Genomic DNA, 17028 nt, shown 5'->3' with positions numbered 1-17028 from the left:
CGGGCGCCCTACGCTCCTCCGGAAGAGCAGGTCGAGCGGGGGCGGAGATGGACGAGGACGTCAGGAGTGGGGAAGCGGCTGCGGCGCGGCTGGCCGGCGGGGGGCTGCTGGCGGAGGTTCTCGACGTGGCCGATCCGCGTGCCTGGACCGCTCTGGACGCCGGGGTGCGTTCCTGGGGGTGGTACCGGGCACGGGATCTGCCGGACCGGGCCTGGGTCGAGGGCCGGGTCCGTCAGATCCGGAAGCCGGCCGAAGGCAAGGACCGTGGTCTGCTGCGGCTGGCCCGGCGGCGGCCGGAGCCCGTTCGCGCCGAGGAGCCGGTCGAGTCGTGGCTCGCGCTCGCCCTGTGCCACCCGGACGGCCGGACCCGCGAGGCGGCCCTCGCCCTGGCCGCTGAACATCCCGCGCTGGTGCCCTTGGTCGTCGTGCGCGCCGCCGACTGGGCCGGGCCGGTGCGGGAGGCGGCGCGGGAGCTGTTGCGGGAGTGCCTCGACGTGGACACCGCCGTCTCCCTCGCGCCCCTGATCCTGCGCGTCGGCCGCCGGGAGCGGGGGACGTACGGCGTGGAGCTGCTCGGTGAGGTCCTCCGGCGGGCACCCCGGGGGATGTTCGACTCGCTGTTCGGGCACCCGGACCGCGGACTGCGGCGGTTCGTGTACCGGGTGGCCGTGGAGGAGTCGTTCCTCTCCCCCGCCCGGCTCGCCCGCACCGCCGCCCGGGACGACGATGTCGTCGTCCAGAACCTGTGCGCCGAGGCGGCCCTGGCCGCCGTACGGGAGGGCGGGGACGGGGAGGACGTGCTCGAAGCGCTGCTCGGCGCCCGCAATCCACGGGTCCGGTCCGCCGGTGTCACCGCGCTGCGCCGGGCGGGGCGGGCCGAGCGGGCCGCGGAGTTCCTGATCGACCGGTCGGCGGTGGTGCGGGCCTGTGCGCGGTATGTCGTACGGCAGTCCGGGGCGGAGCCGCTGCGCCGGTACCGGGAGCTGTGCGCGGACGCGGGGGACCCGGCCCTGCCGCCGGGCGCGGCCATCGGGCTGGCGGAGTGCGGGGAGCGCGGGGACGCCGAGCTGCTGTACCCGCTGCTGACCCACCCGGCGCCGACGGTCCGGGCCCGGGCCGTTGCGGGGCTGCGCACGCTGGACGTGACGGACACGGAGCGGCTGCGTCCGCTGCTCGATGATCCCGCTCCCGGTGTCGTACGGGAGGCCACCCTCGCCCTTCTGCCGTCGGCCGCGCTGCTGCCCGAGGCATGGCTGGCGGAGCGCCTCGCGCCGGGGCGGTCCCGGCCGGTGCGCGTGGCGGCGTTCCGGTTGCTGGAGGCGCGGGGCGGGGTCGTACGGCTGCGGGCCGCGGTACGGCTGTTGGACGATCCGGACGGGAAACTCCGTGCACGGGCCGCCCGGTCGGCGCGGGCCTGGTATCCGGCGGCGGCGTTGCGGGCGGACGCGGAGGCGGATGAACTCCTGGCGCGGGCCCGGCGTCTGCTCCGGAGTGGCTGCTAGCGTCCCGGCGCGTGGACGACTCTGTGTATGTGGGCAACGCGGGTGTGGACGCGGCGTTGGACCGGGGGTGGTTGCTCGGGCATTTCAAGGGGGGTGGGGATCCTCGGCGGAGTGAGGCCGTCGAGGTCAAGTGGGGGGTCCATCCCAAGGGTGACGAGCGGGCGGAGTGGGTGCGGGGGGAGGAGCGGACCGCGCTGCTGGTGCTGATCAGTGGGCGGTTCCGGGTGGAGCTGCCCGGGCGCGGTGTGGTGCTGGAGCGGCAGGGGGACTACGTCGTGTGGGGGCGTGGGGTCGATCACTCCTGGGTGGCGGAGGAGGAGTCGGTGGTGCTGACCGTGCGGTGGCCGTCCGTGCCCGGGTACGCGGTGGACGCGGGCGGCTGACGGCTTTGCCTGTCCTGGGGGTGATCACGACCCGTTCATGGGCGGGGCCGGGTGCACACTGGCAGTGGGACGAGTGCCTGACTGCGGGGTGATGCAGATGCACAGCCGCTTCCGGAGCGACCGGCGGTTGACCACCCGTATGGGGATCACGCTGTTCCTGCTCGGGTTGTTGTACGTGGGGTTCGTCGCGGCGCTGATCGTGCTGCTGAGGTCCTGGGTGCTCGTCGTGGTGGTCGCGGCGGGGCTGTTGGGGGCTCAGTACTGGTTCTCCGACCGGATCGCGCTGTACGCCATGCGCGGGCGGGTCGTGGAGCGGGAGGAGTTTCCCGAGCTGCACGGGGTCGTGGACCGGCTGTGTGCCATGGCCGACATGCCCAAGCCGGTGGTGGCCGTCTCCGATATGGACATGCCGAACGCGTTCGCGACCGGGCGGAATCCGGACCACGCCGTGGTCTGTGTGACGACCGGGCTGCTGCGGCGGCTGGAGCCGGCCGAGCTGGAGGGCGTCCTCGCGCACGAGCTGTCGCATGTGGCGCACAAGGACGTCGCCGTGATCACGGTCGCGTCCTTTCTGGGGGTGATCGCGGGATTGATCGTGCGGTTCGCCTTCTACTCGCAGTTGTTCGGCGGGGGACGCAGGGACCAGAACACCGCGGTGATCTTCGCCGCGGTGATGGGTGTGTCCGCGGCCGTGTACGCGCTGAGCTTCCTGCTGATCCGGGCCCTGTCCCGGTACCGGGAACTGGCCGCCGACCGGGCGGCCGCGCTGCTCACCGGCCGGCCCTCGGCGCTCGCCTCCGCCCTCACCAAGGTCTCCGGCGACATCGCCCGCATCCCGACGAAGGACCTGCGCACGGCCCAGGCCTTCAACGCCTTCTACTTCACCCCGGCGCTGGGCCGCGAGCCCGGTGTCGCGCGGCTCTTCTCGACCCACCCGAGCCTGGAGCAGCGCCTCGACCAACTGGGCCGGATCTCCGCCGAGCTGGGCGAGGCGGCGGCACCCGGAGGGGTGTGAGCGGGGCATGGGGCTGCTGGACATTCTGCTCGGCCGGACCAAGCCGGTCGCGCCGGATCTCGACCGGCTGTTCGCGCTGCCGTCGGCGGCCGTGACCCTGGAGGCCGCGGCGGGTTTCACCCCGACCGGGCAGGGCGCGGTGTGTTACGCGACGGTCGAGGGCGCGGCCTTCGAGCAGAGCCACCGCGAGGTGCAGGCCCTGCTGGACGCCGACACCGAGCGCGACGGTCCACCGGTGGAACTGCGCCAGGACGGATACGGCTACTCCTGGCTGGTCTCGCACCGCGCCCCCGACCAACTGCACGCGCTCGTGAACGACCTGCACGCCGTGAACAGCCAGATGGAGGTCAACGGCTTTGGGCCGCAACTGCTGTGCTCCCTCGCCGGGTTCCGGGACCGGGCCGGGCGGCGGCTCGCGCTGGTCTACCTCTACAAGCGCGGCACGTTCTACCCGTTCGCTCCCCTGCCCGGCGGCGAGGCGCAGCGGCGCGACAACGCGCTGGAGCTCCAGGTGCGGTCGGCGCTCGCCGGTGATCTGCGGATCGAGCAGGATCTCGGCCGCTGGTTCCCGGTGTGGGGGGCGCCCGGGCTGTGACCGCCCCTCGTCGGTCGCGCCTCCCCCACTCACCCGTCACCGCCCTGCGCGGCGTGAGTGAATGGCCGTATGAGTGAGCTGGAGTTGACCCCTTTCACGCACGCCTTCGGCGGTGAACGACTCAGCGGGCTGTACGGCGGAGCCCGTGCGTCGGCGAGAGCGACCGCCGTGGTCCTGCACGGCGCGGGCAACGGCAGCAAGGAGCGGCTGATGCCGCTGCTGTCGGAGTTCGCCGCGCACGGCTGCCACGTCCTCGCCTTCGACTTCTCGGGGCACGGGGAGAGCACCGGCCTGCTGCGGGAGCTGAGCCTGCGCCGCCGCTTCGAGCAGGCCGTGTCCGTGATCGACGCGCAGACACGCGGGGACGTGCCGATGGTCCTGGTCGGGTTCAGCATGAGCGGTCAGACGGTGGCCGATCTCGCCCGGCACTACGGGGACCGGGTGGCGGCCCTGGGGCTGTGCGCGCCCGCGGTGTACGCGGCCGAGGCGTGGGACGTGCCGTTCGGGCAGGGCGACGGACGGTTCAGCGAGATCATCCGCCGGTCCGGCGGCTGGCGTACGTCGTCCGCGCTCGACGTGCTGGGGTCGTACGAGGGGCGGGCGGTGCTCGCGGTGCCGGGCACGGACGAGGTCATCCCGCCCGCCGTGACGGAGGCCGTCTCCCAGGCCCTGGCCCGGCGCGCGCAGTTCACCCACTGGGAACTGCCCGAGGCGGAGCACCGGTTGGGCCTGTGGTTCCGGGACCGTCCCGACGACCGGCGGGCGTTCGTCACGGCCCTGCTGGCCGGGCTCGGCGAGCAGGGCTGGACGGCGACCCGGGCGTGGGTGGCCAAGCAGCTCCCGGAGAGCCGTACGGTCGACAAGTCGGCTTATCTGCAGGGCGGTTGGAGCGCCCAGATGCGGCGGCTCACCCTCGACGACGGCACCGCCCTCGCCCTGCGGACCTTCGTGAAGCCCTTCTTCCGGCGGCACGCCCCCGGGCTGCTGTCCCGCGAGGCGGACGTGCTGACGCTGCTGGGCGGGGAGGAGGGTGTGCCCGCCCCGGAGCTGATCGGCGTGGACGCGACCGCCGAGCACTGTGACCATCCGTCCCTGCTGATGTCGGTGCTGCCGGGGCGGGTCCGGGTCGACGAGGAGGACCTCGACGCGCGCGTGGAGCTGCTCGCGGCTCAACTGGCCCGGATCCACCGGGTCGTTCCCGAGGAGCGTCCGCGCTCGTACCAGGCGTGGACGTCACCGGAGGGCGTTCCGCCGGGCTGGGAGCGGGCCGTGGACGTCATCCGCCGCGATCCCCCGCCGTACGAGGGCTGTTTCCTGCACCGGGACTTCCATCCCGGGAACGTGCTGTTCACGGGCTCGGGGGCCGGGCTGCGGATCGGCGGTGTCGTCGACTGGGTGGAGACCTCCTGGGGCCCCGCCGACCTGGACGTCGCCCACTGCTCGACGGCGCTCGCGCTGCTGCACGGCCCGGAGTACGGCCTCGGCTTCCGGGAGCGCTACGAGGCACGCGGCGGCCGGCCCCTCGCCGACGGCCCGGACCATCTGTACTGGCGGCTGCTCGACGCCCTGGCCTATGTCCCCGACGCGGCGAAGCTGGCGGTTCCTTGGCGGGAGCTGGGGCGGACCGACCTGACACCTCAGGTGCTGGGCGGGCGGCTGGAGGCGTATGCGACGGGGCTGATGGAACGGTACGTCTGAGGCCGGCGCCGCCCCGGGCCCTCAGGCCCGTACGTACACACCCGCGCGCGCCGCCGTCGCGGCGGCCTCGGCGGCCCGGTCGGCCGTGGCGCCGTCGAGGCGGGCGCCGCTGATCAGCAGGTGGTAGTAGAGCGGGGCGGAGACGGCGCGGATCACCTCATGCGTGTCGGTGCCCTCGGGCACCTCGCCCCGGTCGACGGCCTGCCGCACACAGGGAGCCCATTCCCTGACGCGGATGTCGTAGAAGCGCCGGAGCGCCGCGGCCGTCCTGGGGTCGCCGGTGGCGGCGGCGATCAGGGCCTTGAACAGGGGCCCCTGCCGGGGGTCCGTCAGGGTGCGCTGGACGAGCCGGGCGTTGGCCGTGAGGTCGCCGAGCAGCGAGCCGGTCTCGGTGCGGGGCGCGGACTGCTCGGCCATGTCCAGCAGGAGGTCGGCCACCAGCCCGGTCACGGTCGCCCAGCGGCGGTAGACGGTCGTCTTGCCGACCCCGGCACGGCGGGCGACGTCGGCCAGGTCCAGGCCGGTGAAGCCCTGCTCGGTCAGGGCGTCCTCGGCCGCCCGCAGCACCGCTTCCCGTACCCGCGCCGTGCGCCCTCCGGGCCGCACGGTCCCCGGCTCGCCTCCGTCAGCCATAACGGCACTCCTGTTCCATTAACCGTCTCGCCCTGCTACCTTAGTGACCACTAACGGAACCATAGACCCGTTAGTGGAGATCGAGAGGAGCCGAGATGGAATACAGGCGACTGGGCGCGTCCGGACTCATGGTTCCCGCGCTGAGCTTCGGAGCCGGCACCTTCGGCGGACAGGGCCCGCTGTTCGGCGCGTGGGGCACGACCGACGCGCGGGAGGCGCGCCGTCTGGTGGACATCTGCCTGGACGCCGGGATCACGATGTTCGACACCGCCGACGTCTACTCCGCCGGGGCCTCCGAGGAGGTGCTGGGGCAGGCGATCAAGGGCCGCCGGGACCAGGTGATCGTCTCCACCAAGACCGGCCTGCCGATGGGGGACGGACCGGGCGACGCGGGTTCCTCCCGCACCCGTCTGATCACCGCCTGCGAGGACGCCCTGCGCAGACTGGGCACGGACCACATCGACCTGTTCCAGCTCCACGCCTTCGACGCGGGGACGCCGGTCGAAGAGGTCCTGGCCGCCCTCGACACCCTCGTCCAGGCGGGCAAGGTGCGCCACACCGGCGTCTCCAACTTCTCCGGCTGGCAGGTGATGAAGTCCCTCGCGACCGCCGAGAAGCACGGCCGTCCGCGCCCTGTGGCCCACCAGGTGTACTACTCCCTCATCGGCCGCGACTACGAGTGGGAGCTGATGCCGCTCGCCCTCGACCAGGACCTCGGCGCGATCCTCTGGAGCCCGCTCGGCTGGGGGCGCCTCACCGGCAAGGTCCGCCGGGGAGCACCGCTCCCGCCCGGCAGCCGGCTGCACCGCACCGCCGAGCACGGCCCGCCCGTCACCGACGAGCACCTCTACGACGTGGTCGACGCGCTGGACGAGATCGCGCAGGAGACGGGCAAGGCCGTGCCGCAGGTCGCCCTCAACTGGCTGCTCCAGCGGCCGACCGTGTCCTCCGTCATCATCGGCGCCCGGGACGAGCGGCAACTGCGCCAGAACCTCGGCGCCGTCGGCTGGAACCTGACCCCCGGGCAGGTGGCGAGGCTCGACGCGGCGAGCCACCGCCCGGCGCCGTACCCCTACTTCCCCTACGAACGCCAGGAGGGCTTCGCCCGGCTGAACCCACCGGTGTTCCCCGCGCCGGGAACACCGGTGGACCGGCTTCAGCGCGCGTAACGCATGAACGCCCGCACCATGTGGCACGTCGTGCCCGACGGCGGGTGGACACCGATCTGCTCCGCCGCGCGGCGGATCGTCTCGTCGCGGGCCTGGTTCGGCATGTAGACGCCGGAGTCGAGCAGGGCGATGGCGAGCCGCATCGCCTTGAGGCGGCGGTTGTGCGTGACGTACCACTCGCGCGGCCGGCCCGGCGGCAGCGGCCGCTTCTCCACGGGCGCGTAGGGCAGGTCGAGCAGGACGGGACGCTTCGCGGTGGACTGGGTGGGCAACGGCTTCGACTTCAGAGCGGCAGCGGGCACAGACATCCTCCTGTCGCGATCGGGCGGCCACCGGAAGTCCTCTGCGACCCCGGCGCCACCCTCGAACACTGCTTATATTCTACCGCCGGGCACTGACAACGGGGAGTCCGCCAAGCCTGGCAAAAGCCCTGGTGAGCAGGGAAATTGGCGCCATGTCACGGCAGCTCCGCGAGGGGCGTCTGAGGTCGGCTGAAAATCGAACAGCGACGGCTGCGCGTACCGTGGGCGCATGGAGATCTGGATCAATCCGGCCTGTTCGAAGTGCCGTAGCGCCGTGTCGCTGCTCGACGCCGAGGGCGCCGACTACACCGTCCGCCGCTATCTGGAGGACGTGCCGAGCGAGGACGAGATCCGTGGCGTTCTCGAGCGCCTCGGCCTGGAGCCCTGGGACATCACCCGCACCCAGGAGGCGGCCGCCAAGGAACTCGGACTCAAGGAGTGGCCGCGGGACGCCGGTTCGCGTGACCGGTGGGTCAAGGCGCTCGCCGAGCACCCGAAGCTGATCCAGCGCCCGATCATCACCGCGGACGACGGCACGGCCGTGGTGGGCCGGACCGACGAGGCCGTGCGGGACGCCCTGGCGCGCTGACCACCCCTCTTTTCCCGTGTGGCGCAGGTCACTTCATTGACTCCTGTAACTGCTGAGTAACCTCGTTCGGTATCTCGTACATAGCGGCGTACGCTCCCCTACCTCTTCAGGAGGCGCGCATGTCGCGTAGGAGAACTCTCGGCCCAACGAAGAAGATCGCGCTGCTGGTGAGCGCGGCGGCGGTGGCGGGAGGCGGGGCCTTCGTCATGGCGAGCACGTCGAACGCCTCACCGCCGACCACCCGGTCGGCGGCGGAGTCGACGGCCTGCCTGGGACTCGCCACCGCCCTCGGCAACAACGAGAAGTTCATCGCCGACCAGCAGGCCAATCCCGACGCGCAGTCGGAGGCCCGGATCGCCAACCGCGAGGCGGTCATCGAGGAGATCAAGCGGAAGCAGGAGGCGTCGGGGTGCACGGTTGGGGAGTCGGCTCAGGACTCCCAGGCCGCGCAGCCCTCGCAGCCCGCGCAGGGCGGTGAACAGGCCGGCGGCGAGCAGGCCGGTGGCGGTCAGGACGCGGCCGGGGGCGGCGCCGAGGCTTCGCAGCCCGCGGAGTCCGCACCGGCGGAAGACGCCGGTGGCGGCGCCGCCGCGTCGGGACAGCAGGTGTGCAACGGCTCCACCGTCACGCTCTCCGGCGAGGGCGGTGCGCCTGCCGCGTCCAGCAACCAGTTCCCGGTCGGCACGCAGCTGAAGGTCACCAACCTGGACAACAACAAGTCCACGACGGTGGAGGTCACCTCGGCCTCCGGCAGCTGTGCGCTGCTCAACAACGCCGCCTTCGAACAGGTCCGTGAGCCCGGCAAGTTCCTCATCCGCCGGGCCCTGATCGAGAAGGTGGGGTGACGCCGGACGGCCGACTGAGTCACTGAGGCGGCGGCCAACCCCTCGGCCGCCCCACGTACGTGTCACCGGTCCTGCTGCTCCCGGCCAGGAGCAGCAGGACCGGCGCGTGCGGGTGACGCGGGCGCCGGTCACCGGCTTGACGGAGGGAAGCCGGTGACCGCCCCCAGCCTCGGGCGGAGCGCCCTCTCGGCATGAAGTACGGCACGGCAACACCAGGTAACACGGGGTTCACATCCGAGCAATGGCCGGGAAATCGCCTGTTGACAGGCTGCCGGACAGTTGACGCGGCGCACCGGTGCCGCAGCGCCGCAGCACCCGCGATACGCGCCCAGACACACCCCCGAAGGATGTGGCCCGTGACCTTCAAGGCTGAGTACATCTGGATCGACGGCACCGAGCCGACGGCCAAACTGCGTTCCAAGACCAAGATCATCACGGGCTCGCCCGAGGGTCTGGACGCGCTGCCGATCTGGGGCTTCGACGGGTCGTCCACCAACCAGGCCGAGGGCCACGCCTCGGACTGTGTCCTCAAGCCGGTCTTCACCTGCCCGGACCCGATCCGCGGCGGCGACGACATCCTGGTGCTGTGCGAGGTCCTGAACATCGACCTCACCCCGCACGCCAGCAACACCCGTGCCGCGCTGGCCGAGGTCGCCGAGAAGTTCGCGGCGCAGGAGCCGATCTTCGGCATCGAGCAGGAGTACACGTTCTTCCAGGACGGCTACCCGCTCGGCTTCCCCAAGGGCGGCTTCCCGGCCCCGCAGGGCGGCTACTACTGCGGTGTCGGCGCGGACGAGATCTTCGGCCGTGAGGTCGTCGAGGCGCACCTGGACAACTGCCTGGAGGCGGGCCTCGCCATCTCCGGCATCAACGCCGAGGTCATGCCCGGCCAGTGGGAGTTCCAGGTCGGCCCGGTCTCCCCGCTGGAGGTCTCCGACCACCTGTGGGTGGCCCGCTGGCTGCTCTACCGCACCGCCGAGGACTTCGGCGTCTCCGCGACCCTGGACCCCAAGCCGGTCAAGGGCGACTGGAACGGCGCGGGCGCGCACACCAACTTCTCCACCAAGGCGATGCGCGAGACGTACGAGGCGATCATCACCGCCGCCGAGTCGCTCGGCGAGGGCTCCAAGCCGCTCGACCACGTCAAGAACTACGGCGCGGGCATCGACGACCGCCTGACCGGTCTGCACGAGACCGCCCCGTGGAACGAGTACTCCTACGGCGTCTCCAACCGCGGCGCCTCGGTCCGTATCCCCTGGCAGGTCGAGAAGGACGGCAAGGGCTACATCGAGGACCGCCGCCCGAACGCCAACGTCGACCCGTACGTGGTGACGCGACTGCTCGTCGACACCTGCTGCTCGGCCCTGGAGAAGGCCGGCCAGGTCTGACCGGTACCTCCCGGCTCCCGAGGGGGCGCTCACCGCTCGCGGTGGGCGCCCCCTCGCGTTGTCAGTGGGGCGTGTCAGGGTGAGCGGCATGGAGAACGACGGGGGCCTCACGGTCAAGGTGAGGACAGAGAGCGGGCAGGCGTACACGCGGATCGCGGCCCGGGAGCTGCGCGAGTTGGTGGAGCGGATCGGCGGGGACGACGACCACTTCCTCATCGTGCAGCGGATACCGGACCGGCCGATGGTCTTCATCCAGACGGCACGAGACGGGGACGGGGCCTACGACCTCCAGCACCGCACGGGGTCCGTTCCGCACCTGTGGGTGACCCGGCTGACCGATCCGGGCCTCGTCGCCGAGGTAATGGTCCGCTGGGCGCGCCAGGAGGACGGCTGGGACACCGGAGTCACCTGGGAGCGCGAGAAGTTCGGGCTGCCCGCCGCTCCGCCCCCGCTCGCCCCCGAGGTCTCGGCGCGGGCCGAGGGGTACGTCCACGAGATGCTCCGGGACGGCTACCTGGACATCGAGACGATGATCCGCGAGGCGGTGTACCTGATGCAGGGCAAGGAGGACTCCTCCCCCGTCTCCCCGGCGCAGGCTCGCCAGATCGTCGAGCGGCTGTGGCTGGAGCGCGTCGACGAGCAGGAGACCTGGAGCGAACCGACCGACCCGGACCGGCTGGAGCGTGCTTTCGCGGCCCTGGACCGCGGCGGCATCGTCGCCCGTGAGGACTTCACCTGCTGCCGGGGCTGCGGCATGGCGGAGATCGGCGCGGAGGCGGACGGCACGCCGGGGGTGCGCGGGTTCGTGTTCTTCCACCACCAGTGCACGCGCGGCGCGGCGCGGGGGCACGGCCTGTCGCTGTACTACGGCGGATTCGACGGGTCCGAGGAGACCACGAAGGCCGTCGGGCACGAGGTCGTGGCGGCGCTGGCCGCCGCCGGGCTGTCCACGGAGTGGGACGGTGATCCGGGCAAGGCGATCGATGTCGGGCCCCTGGAGTGGCGGAAGCGGCTGGTGGGATGAGGTTCCGGCGGGGCGGTCCGATGTCCGGCGTGTGTCCAAGGTGTGAGAGGAGGGTCCCGGCGCGGGGGCCTCTCTGCTTCAATGGGGCCATGGCCAGCTACCAGAAGTACACCGCGACGGGTCGTCATGACCTCGAGCCCTTCTGGCCGTCCCGTCAGGACTACGACTTCGACCGGGTGTGTTGCCGCGCGACGAACGCGCCGGCCCTCTAACGCCGTACACCCCGGCCTTCGGCCAGCGCGAACCGCGTACGTCCTCGGCGACCCCGACCACGAACTCGCGGCCGTCGATCTCTCCGACGAACTCCTCGCGCGAAAGAGCTGACCTCTCATGGCGACCACTCGTTCTCTGTCCACCGCCGCCCTCAACACCCCTCCCGCGAACACCGCCCGGCATCGACTGCGGGCCGTCGACCGGGACGAGGTGGTGACCGTCGCGGACCTGCTGCCGCCGGGCGCCACCTGGCTCCCGGCGCCGCAGCACACCCTGCCCGCGCTGCCCGGCCAGCCGCCGATGATCGGCTATCTGGTGCTCGTCCCGGCCGACCAGCAGCCGCCGTTCCCGGTGGCGGTGCCGGACCTGCCGGAGCCCGTCGCCCCCGAGGCCGCTCCCGCGCCGGGCGGCGAGCAGCTGATCCGCGTCGACACCGTGCAGCGCACCGCCCAGGTGGCCGGCCGACCGCTCGACCTGACCTATCTGGAGTTCGAGCTGCTCGCCCACCTGGTGGCGCACCCGGGCCGGGTGCACACCCGCGACCAGCTCGTCGGCACGGTGTGGGGCTACGGGCACGTGGGGGACGGCCGCACGGTCGACGTCCATGTCGCCCGGCTGCGCCGCAAGCTGGGCGCGGAGCACCGCGACACGATCCGGACGGTGCGCCGGGTCGGCTACAAGTACGTGCCTCCCGTGGGCCGCTGAGCCACCGGCCCCCACCCTTCTGCTGACGGCAGATCCCGTTCCGTACCGCCGCCCCACCGGGCAGAGTCGGCGGCATGAGGCTTCTGATGCTGGGTGGTACGGAGTTCGTGGGGCGGGCCGTCGTGGAGGCGGCCCTGGGGCGGGGCTGGGACGTGACCGTCTTCCACCGGGGGCGGCACGAGGCGCCGGAGGGCGTGCGGTCGCTGCTGGGCGACCGCACCGCGCCCGACGGTCTCGCCGCCCTCGCCGACGACCCGGGCGAGTGGGACGTCGTCGTCGACACCTGGTCGGCGGCGCCCCGCGCGGTGCGGGACACGGCGCGGCTGCTGCGGGGTCGCGCCGGCCGGTACGTGTATGTGTCGAGCTGCTCGGTGTACGCGTGGGCCCCGCCCGCCGGGTACACCGAGGACGCGCCCCTGGTGGAGGGCGCCTCGGCCGACGCGGAGCAGACCGCGTACCCGCAGGACAAACGCGGCGGTGAACTGGCCGTGCTGGACGCCTTCGGCGAGGACCGGTCGGTGCTCGTCCGGGCCGGGCTGATCCTCGGCCCGTACGAGAACATCGGCCGGCTGCCCTGGTGGCTGGGCCGCATGGCGCGCGGTGGTCCGGTGCTCGCCCCGGGGCCGCGCGAGCTGCCCGTGCAGTACGTGGACGTCCGTGACCTGGCCCAGTGGATCCCGCACGCGGCGGAGCGGGCGCTGAGCGGGCCGTACAACCTGGTCAGTCCGCAGGGGCACGCCACGACAGGCGCGTTGCTGGAGGCGTGCGCACGCGTCACCGGGGGCGGTGCCGAACTGCGGTGGACCGAGCCCGAGGTGATCCTGGAGGCGGGCATCGAGCCGTGGACCGAGCTGCCGGTGTGGGTGCCGCCGGGCAGCGATCTGCACGACGCCCTGCACAGCGCGGACGTCTCCCGGGCGGTGGCGGCGGGGCTGAACTGCCGGCCCGTCGCGGAGACCGTGGCCGACACGTGGCGGTGGCTCCAGGACATCGGCGGCACGGCGCCCCAGCGGCCGGACCGGCCGACGGTGGGGCTCGACCCGGAGAGGGAGGCCAAGGTGCTGGCGACCGGGCTGGGCGCTTGAGGCGTAGGAACCACCCCGTGGACCACCGCGCCGCCTCCCGAGGTGTACGTAGCACCACCCCCTGACCGGGTGTCCCGGCCCAGTGACCCCGCACCCCCGCTCGGCGAGACTGACGCCATGACCATCGACACGAAGAGCGGCTACAGGGCAGCGAAGGGGCGGGGCGGGGCGCTGGCGGCGCTACGGGGGCTGGGGGTGGCCCTCGTCTCGCTGCCGGGGGCGGTGCTGTGCTTCACCCTGTCCCTGGTGTCCATGGCGCTCATCCCGATCGGGATCGGGATCGTCACGACGCCGTACGTGCTGAAGGGCGTACGGGGGTTCGCGAACTGGCGGCGGGTGCTCGCGGCGGAGTGGGGCGGGGTGCGGATCCCGCCGGCGTACCGGCCGCTGCCGAAGGACGCCAATCCGTGGGCGGCCACGTTCGGGATGCTGCGCGACCCGGCGACCTGGCGGGATCTGATGTGGCTGCCGGTCGACATGACGGCGGGGTTCCTCACCGCGCTGCTGCCGGCCGCGCTGTGGCTGTACCCGCTGGAGGGCTTCGCGCTCGGGGCCGGGCTGTGGCGGGTCTTCCCCGACGGGTACTGGTACGGGTTCGTCAAGGTCACCGGGCAGGTGTCCGCGCTCGGTGCGGCCTTGCTGGGCCTGGTCGTCCTCTTCTTCGCGCACTTCCTCACCCCGCGGCTGCTGGACGTCCACTTCCGGCTCACGCAGGCCGTCCTGGGCTCCGGCCAGGGCGAACTGGCCGAGCGGGTACGGGTGCTGACCGAGACGCGGCGCGACGCCGTCGACACCTCCGCCGCCGAACTGCGGCGCATCGAGCGGGACTTGCACGACGGGGCCCAGGCCCGGCTGGTCGCGGTGGGCATGGACCTGGGCACCATCGAGGCGCTCCTCGACAAGGATCCGGCCCGGGCCAAGGAGCTGATCGCGCAGGCCCGAACGTCGTCGGTCGAGGCCCTCGCCGAACTGCGCGAGCTTGTGCGCGGCATCCATCCGCCGGTCCTCGCCGAGCGGGGCCTCGGTGACGCCGTACGGGCGCTGGCGCTGCGGCTGCCGGTGCCGACCGAGGTGAGCGTGGACCTGCCCGGGCGGGCGGAGGCGCCCGTGGAGTCCGCCGCCTACTTCGCCGTCAGCGAGGTGCTCACCAACGCGGTGAAGCACTCCGGGGCCGACCGCATCTGGGCCGATCTGCACCACGCCGACGGGATGCTGCGGGTGTCCGTCACCGACAACGGCAAGGGAGGTGCGGTGATCGGCACCGGTTCCGGACTCTCCGGGGTGGAGCGGCGGCTCGGTACATTCGACGGCGTCCTGGCCGTCAGCAGCCCCGCGGGCGGTCCCACCATGGTCACCATGGAGATCCCTTGCGCGTTGTCCTAGCCGAAGACCTCTTCCTGCTGCGCGACGGGCTCGTCCGGCTGCTCGAGGCGCACGACTTCGAGATCGCGGCGGCCGTCGAGTCCGGTCCCGAACTGGCCGCCGCGCTGGCCGAGCTGGAACCGGACGTCGCCGTGGTCGACGTACGCCTGCCGCCGACGCACACCGACGAGGGGCTGCAGTGCGCGCTCGACGCCCGCCGCAAGCGGCCCGGCCTTCCGGTGCTGGTGCTCTCCCAGCACGTTGAGCAGCTCTACGCGCGTGAGCTGCTCGCCGACGGCAGCGGCGGGGTCGGGTATCTGCTGAAGGACCGGGTGTTCGACGCCGAGCAGTTCGTGGACGCCGTACGGCGGGTCGCCGCCGGGGGGACGGCGATGGACCCGCAGGTCATCCAGCAGTTGCTGGCCCGGCAGTCGAGCGACGACGGGCCGCTGGCGCGGCTGACGCCCCGGGAGCGGGAGGTGCTGGAGCTGATGGCGCAGGGCCGGACCAACGCGGCGATCGCCGGCCGGCTGGTGGTGACGGAACGGGCCATCGCCAAGCACACCGCGAACATCTTCGCCAAACTGGGACTGGAGGTCTCGGACGACGACAACCGCCGCGTGCTGGCGGTTCTGGCCTATCTCGACCACGGCCGGTGAAACCGGACCCGACGGTTCACCGACCGTGCGGGATCAGCAACTGCCGGTATGAAACGGGCTGTTGAGAACACAGAGCCCTCACGAATCTCGCATCAATTTCAGAGACATCTGAACACCCGTGGGACCACCTGCGTATGGAAGGGAGCCGCTTCACTCCTGTCGGGCGCCTCGATGCCCCCGAAAAAGGAAGTCAGAGGAGTTCCATGGGACGCAACACAAGAAAACGCCGGACGCCGATGGCCACCAAGGCCATAGCCGCATCGGCGGCCCTAGCGCTCGGTGGGGGCGGGCTGATCTGGGCAAACTTCTATGCCTCGGCGCATGAGGAGAACTCGGCGAACCAGACGAAGTCCGCGGGTGCGCAGGTCGCCACGATCCAGTGCCCGGACGTCGGACAGAGCCTGACCGACGTGCCGGACGGCGCGCGCAAGGGCGTGGACAAGGAGCTTGCGAACCTCGACAAGCAGATCAGCGAGGCCTACACCCGGCTCGCCTCCACGCGTCAGGCCCAGGCCGGTGACTCCGGCTTCGTCAACAACGCCATCCTCGGCCCGCTGAAGTCGAAGCGGACCGCCGCCATCGACCGCATCGGCATCAACATCAAGCGGGTCGGTGGCAAGGCGCCGGGCAACCTCGCCCAGATGGCCGAGTGCCAGGGCATGAACGCCGACGCCAACACCAACGACGGCCAGGCCGGGGGCGGGCAGAACAACAACGGCGGCCAGAACAACGACGGTCAGGACCAGGGCCAGAACAACGGCGGCCAGGACAACGGCCAGGACCAGGGTCAGGACCAGGGCGGTCAGGACAACGGCCAGGGCCAGGACCAGGGCCAGGGCGGCAACGGCGGTCAGGGCGGCAACGGCCCGGCAGCCGCGGACTTCGTCAACATCGAGGAAGTCCAGCCGAACTCCCGCAACCTGCCGAACGGTCTCGCGGCGAACGGCGACGGCGGCTCCACGGGCACCTTCACCACGCAGTGCGGCACCAACGAGAACGAGAACCGCAACTCGGACAACGTGATCGTGGCGCCCGGTGTCTCCAACGGCGCCCAGCACCAGCACGACTACGTCGGCAACCAGGCCAACACCGCCTTCGCGAGCGACGAGGACCTGGAGAACGGCGAGACGACCTGCCAGAACCAGGGCGACAAGTCCACGTACTTCTGGCCGGTCATCCGGATCCAGGACGGTTCGGACGACATCGACGCGGGTCAGCCGGGCGGTGGCCAGGACGGCAACGTCGGCCAGATCGTCGAGCCCGCGCAGGCGGAGCTGAAGTTCGTGGGCAACCGCACCAGCGATGTCGTCGCGATGCCGAAGGCCCTGCGGATCATCACCGGTGACGCCAAGTCCCTGACCAACGGCCTCAACAACGCCAACACGTCCTGGACGTGCACCGGCTTCGAGGACCGTCAGGTGACGGACAAGTACCCGATCTGCCCCGAGGGCAGCAACATGGTCCGGCTGTCCAACTTCCAGAGCTGCTGGGACGGCCAGAACATCGACAGCGCCAACCACCGCACCCACGTCGACTTCGTGGAAGCGGACGGCAGCTGCTCGAACGGCTTCCAGGCCATCCCCCAGCTCCAGGTCCGTCTGGTCTACGACGTCCCGGCGCCGCAGATCAACAATGGACAGGTCCAGAACGCGTTCGCGGTGGACTCCTTCCCGGAGCAGCTGCACAAGCCGATCACGGACCACAACGACTTCATCAACTTCTTCGACGAGAACGTGATGAACGAGATGGTCCAGTGCATCAACAACGGCGAGAACTGCCAGTAGTACTCGGCGGGTAATACTCAGCCAGCGGATAAGCCGGCGGTGGGAATTCCCACCGCCGGCTTATCCACGCTCAGAAG

Annotated in this window: 18 protein-coding genes; 16 read left to right on the top strand and 2 right to left on the bottom strand. The window is 71.8% G+C overall.

What is annotated here, in order from left to right:
• The first annotated feature begins 47 nt into the window (after nucleotides 1-47).
• The 5 genes from NNW99_RS27875 (at nucleotide 48) to NNW99_RS27855 (ending at nucleotide 5193) form a co-directional block, all read left to right on the top strand.
• On the top strand, nucleotides 48-1502 hold the full coding sequence (locus tag NNW99_RS27875; protein ID WP_215121916.1) for a hypothetical protein: 1455 nt from the start codon (nucleotides 48-50) through the stop codon (nucleotides 1500-1502).
• Nucleotides 1503-1513: 11 nt separating this feature from the next.
• A complete protein-coding gene (locus NNW99_RS27870; RefSeq protein WP_215121915.1) occupies nucleotides 1514-1885 on the top strand; it encodes a signal peptidase I in 372 nt (123 codons plus the stop codon).
• A gap of 97 nt (nucleotides 1886-1982) precedes the next feature.
• A complete protein-coding gene (gene htpX, locus NNW99_RS27865; protein WP_215121914.1) occupies nucleotides 1983-2900 on the top strand; it encodes a zinc metalloprotease HtpX in 918 nt (305 codons plus the stop codon).
• 7 nt (nucleotides 2901-2907) lie between these two features.
• Entirely contained in the window at nucleotides 2908-3495 is a 588-nt protein-coding gene (locus tag NNW99_RS27860) for a hypothetical protein (protein ID WP_215121913.1), read from the top strand.
• Nucleotides 3496-3564: 69 nt separating this feature from the next.
• Entirely contained in the window at nucleotides 3565-5193 is a 1629-nt protein-coding gene (locus tag NNW99_RS27855; protein WP_215121912.1) for an alpha/beta fold hydrolase, read from the top strand.
• 21 nt (nucleotides 5194-5214) lie between these two features.
• Here the strand turns inward: NNW99_RS27855 and NNW99_RS27850 are convergent, their stop codons facing one another.
• A complete protein-coding gene (locus NNW99_RS27850; RefSeq protein ID WP_215121911.1) occupies nucleotides 5215-5826 on the bottom strand; it encodes a TetR/AcrR family transcriptional regulator in 612 nt (203 codons plus the stop codon).
• A 95-nt stretch (nucleotides 5827-5921) separates the two neighbouring features.
• Between NNW99_RS27850 and NNW99_RS27845 the strand changes: the two genes are divergently transcribed.
• Nucleotides 5922-6995 carry an aldo/keto reductase gene (locus NNW99_RS27845; RefSeq protein ID WP_215121910.1) on the top strand — a complete coding sequence of 358 codons (1074 nt, stop codon included), beginning with the start codon at nucleotides 5922-5924 and terminating at the stop codon, nucleotides 6993-6995.
• Here NNW99_RS27845 and NNW99_RS27840 read toward each other — a convergent pair.
• The gene (locus tag NNW99_RS27840; RefSeq protein WP_215121909.1) at nucleotides 6983-7297 is read right to left on the bottom strand and encodes a hypothetical protein; all 315 of its coding nucleotides are present in this window, start codon (nucleotides 7295-7297) and stop codon (nucleotides 6983-6985) included. The genes NNW99_RS27845 and NNW99_RS27840 overlap by 13 nt on opposite strands.
• 229 nt (nucleotides 7298-7526) lie before the next feature.
• Here NNW99_RS27840 and NNW99_RS27835 point away from each other — a divergent pair, with 229 nt between their 5' ends.
• From NNW99_RS27835 to NNW99_RS27790, 10 genes are all read left to right on the top strand, one after another.
• Nucleotides 7527-7886 carry an arsenate reductase family protein gene (locus NNW99_RS27835; RefSeq protein WP_215121908.1) on the top strand — a complete coding sequence of 120 codons (360 nt, stop codon included), beginning with the start codon at nucleotides 7527-7529 and terminating at the stop codon, nucleotides 7884-7886.
• Between the two features lie 119 nt (nucleotides 7887-8005).
• Entirely contained in the window at nucleotides 8006-8731 is a 726-nt protein-coding gene (locus NNW99_RS27830) for a septal ring lytic transglycosylase RlpA family protein (RefSeq protein WP_215121907.1), read from the top strand.
• 356 nt (nucleotides 8732-9087) lie between these two features.
• Nucleotides 9088-10119 (top strand): glutamine synthetase, encoded by a 1032-nt coding sequence (gene glnII, locus NNW99_RS27825; RefSeq protein WP_215121906.1) that lies wholly within the window; start codon nucleotides 9088-9090, stop codon nucleotides 10117-10119.
• An 88-nt stretch (nucleotides 10120-10207) separates the two neighbouring features.
• Nucleotides 10208-11143, top strand: coding sequence for a hypothetical protein (locus tag NNW99_RS27820; RefSeq protein WP_215121905.1), 936 nt, complete (start codon nucleotides 10208-10210; stop codon nucleotides 11141-11143).
• A gap of 89 nt (nucleotides 11144-11232) precedes the next feature.
• The gene (locus NNW99_RS27815; RefSeq protein ID WP_255961307.1) at nucleotides 11233-11355 is read left to right on the top strand and encodes a hypothetical protein; all 123 of its coding nucleotides are present in this window, start codon (nucleotides 11233-11235) and stop codon (nucleotides 11353-11355) included.
• A gap of 118 nt (nucleotides 11356-11473) precedes the next feature.
• A complete protein-coding gene (locus NNW99_RS27810) occupies nucleotides 11474-12061 on the top strand; it encodes a winged helix-turn-helix domain-containing protein (RefSeq protein ID WP_215121904.1) in 588 nt (195 codons plus the stop codon).
• A 74-nt stretch (nucleotides 12062-12135) separates the two neighbouring features.
• Nucleotides 12136-13146 (top strand): SDR family oxidoreductase, encoded by a 1011-nt coding sequence (locus NNW99_RS27805; RefSeq protein ID WP_251057964.1) that lies wholly within the window; start codon nucleotides 12136-12138, stop codon nucleotides 13144-13146.
• Nucleotides 13147-13263: 117 nt separating this feature from the next.
• The gene (locus NNW99_RS27800; RefSeq protein WP_215121903.1) at nucleotides 13264-14529 is read left to right on the top strand and encodes a sensor histidine kinase; all 1266 of its coding nucleotides are present in this window, start codon (nucleotides 13264-13266) and stop codon (nucleotides 14527-14529) included.
• A complete protein-coding gene (locus tag NNW99_RS27795; RefSeq protein WP_215121902.1) occupies nucleotides 14514-15167 on the top strand; it encodes a response regulator transcription factor in 654 nt (217 codons plus the stop codon). Before NNW99_RS27800 ends, NNW99_RS27795 begins: the two co-directional genes overlap by 16 nt.
• A gap of 203 nt (nucleotides 15168-15370) precedes the next feature.
• Nucleotides 15371-16951, top strand: coding sequence for a DUF1996 domain-containing protein (locus tag NNW99_RS27790; protein ID WP_215121901.1), 1581 nt, complete (start codon nucleotides 15371-15373; stop codon nucleotides 16949-16951).
• The last annotated feature ends 77 nt before the right edge of the window (nucleotides 16952-17028 follow it).

Source organism: Streptomyces sp. CRCS-T-1, assembly GCF_024442335.1.
Classification (GTDB): Bacteria; Actinomycetota; Actinomycetes; order Streptomycetales; family Streptomycetaceae; genus Streptomyces; species Streptomyces koelreuteriae.
Note: the sequence above shows the minus strand (reverse complement) of the source record. Positions and strands in the feature narration are given on the sequence as shown.

What these genes read in the sequence shown, in the direction of transcription:
- NNW99_RS27875 (WP_215121916.1), top strand. Translation starts at nt 48, where the DNA reads ATGGACGAGGACGTCAGGAGTGGGGAAGCGGCTGCGGCGCGGCTGGCC.
- htpX (WP_215121914.1), top strand. Translation starts at nt 1,983, where the DNA reads ATGCACAGCCGCTTCCGGAGCGACCGGCGGTTGACCACCCGTATGGGG.
- NNW99_RS27860 (WP_215121913.1), top strand. Translation starts at nt 2,908, where the DNA reads ATGGGGCTGCTGGACATTCTGCTCGGCCGGACCAAGCCGGTCGCGCCG.
- NNW99_RS27855 (WP_215121912.1), top strand. Translation starts at nt 3,565, where the DNA reads ATGAGTGAGCTGGAGTTGACCCCTTTCACGCACGCCTTCGGCGGTGAA.
- NNW99_RS27850 (WP_215121911.1), bottom strand. Translation starts at nt 5,826, where the DNA reads ATGGCTGACGGAGGCGAGCCGGGGACCGTGCGGCCCGGAGGGCGCACG.
- NNW99_RS27845 (WP_215121910.1), top strand. Translation starts at nt 5,922, where the DNA reads ATGGAATACAGGCGACTGGGCGCGTCCGGACTCATGGTTCCCGCGCTG.
- NNW99_RS27835 (WP_215121908.1), top strand. Translation starts at nt 7,527, where the DNA reads ATGGAGATCTGGATCAATCCGGCCTGTTCGAAGTGCCGTAGCGCCGTG.
- NNW99_RS27830 (WP_215121907.1), top strand. Translation starts at nt 8,006, where the DNA reads ATGTCGCGTAGGAGAACTCTCGGCCCAACGAAGAAGATCGCGCTGCTG.
- NNW99_RS27820 (WP_215121905.1), top strand. Translation starts at nt 10,208, where the DNA reads ATGGAGAACGACGGGGGCCTCACGGTCAAGGTGAGGACAGAGAGCGGG.
- NNW99_RS27815 (WP_255961307.1), top strand. Translation starts at nt 11,233, where the DNA reads ATGGCCAGCTACCAGAAGTACACCGCGACGGGTCGTCATGACCTCGAG.
- NNW99_RS27810 (WP_215121904.1), top strand. Translation starts at nt 11,474, where the DNA reads ATGGCGACCACTCGTTCTCTGTCCACCGCCGCCCTCAACACCCCTCCC.
- NNW99_RS27805 (WP_251057964.1), top strand. Translation starts at nt 12,136, where the DNA reads ATGAGGCTTCTGATGCTGGGTGGTACGGAGTTCGTGGGGCGGGCCGTC.
- NNW99_RS27800 (WP_215121903.1), top strand. Translation starts at nt 13,264, where the DNA reads ATGACCATCGACACGAAGAGCGGCTACAGGGCAGCGAAGGGGCGGGGC.
- NNW99_RS27790 (WP_215121901.1), top strand. Translation starts at nt 15,371, where the DNA reads ATGGGACGCAACACAAGAAAACGCCGGACGCCGATGGCCACCAAGGCC.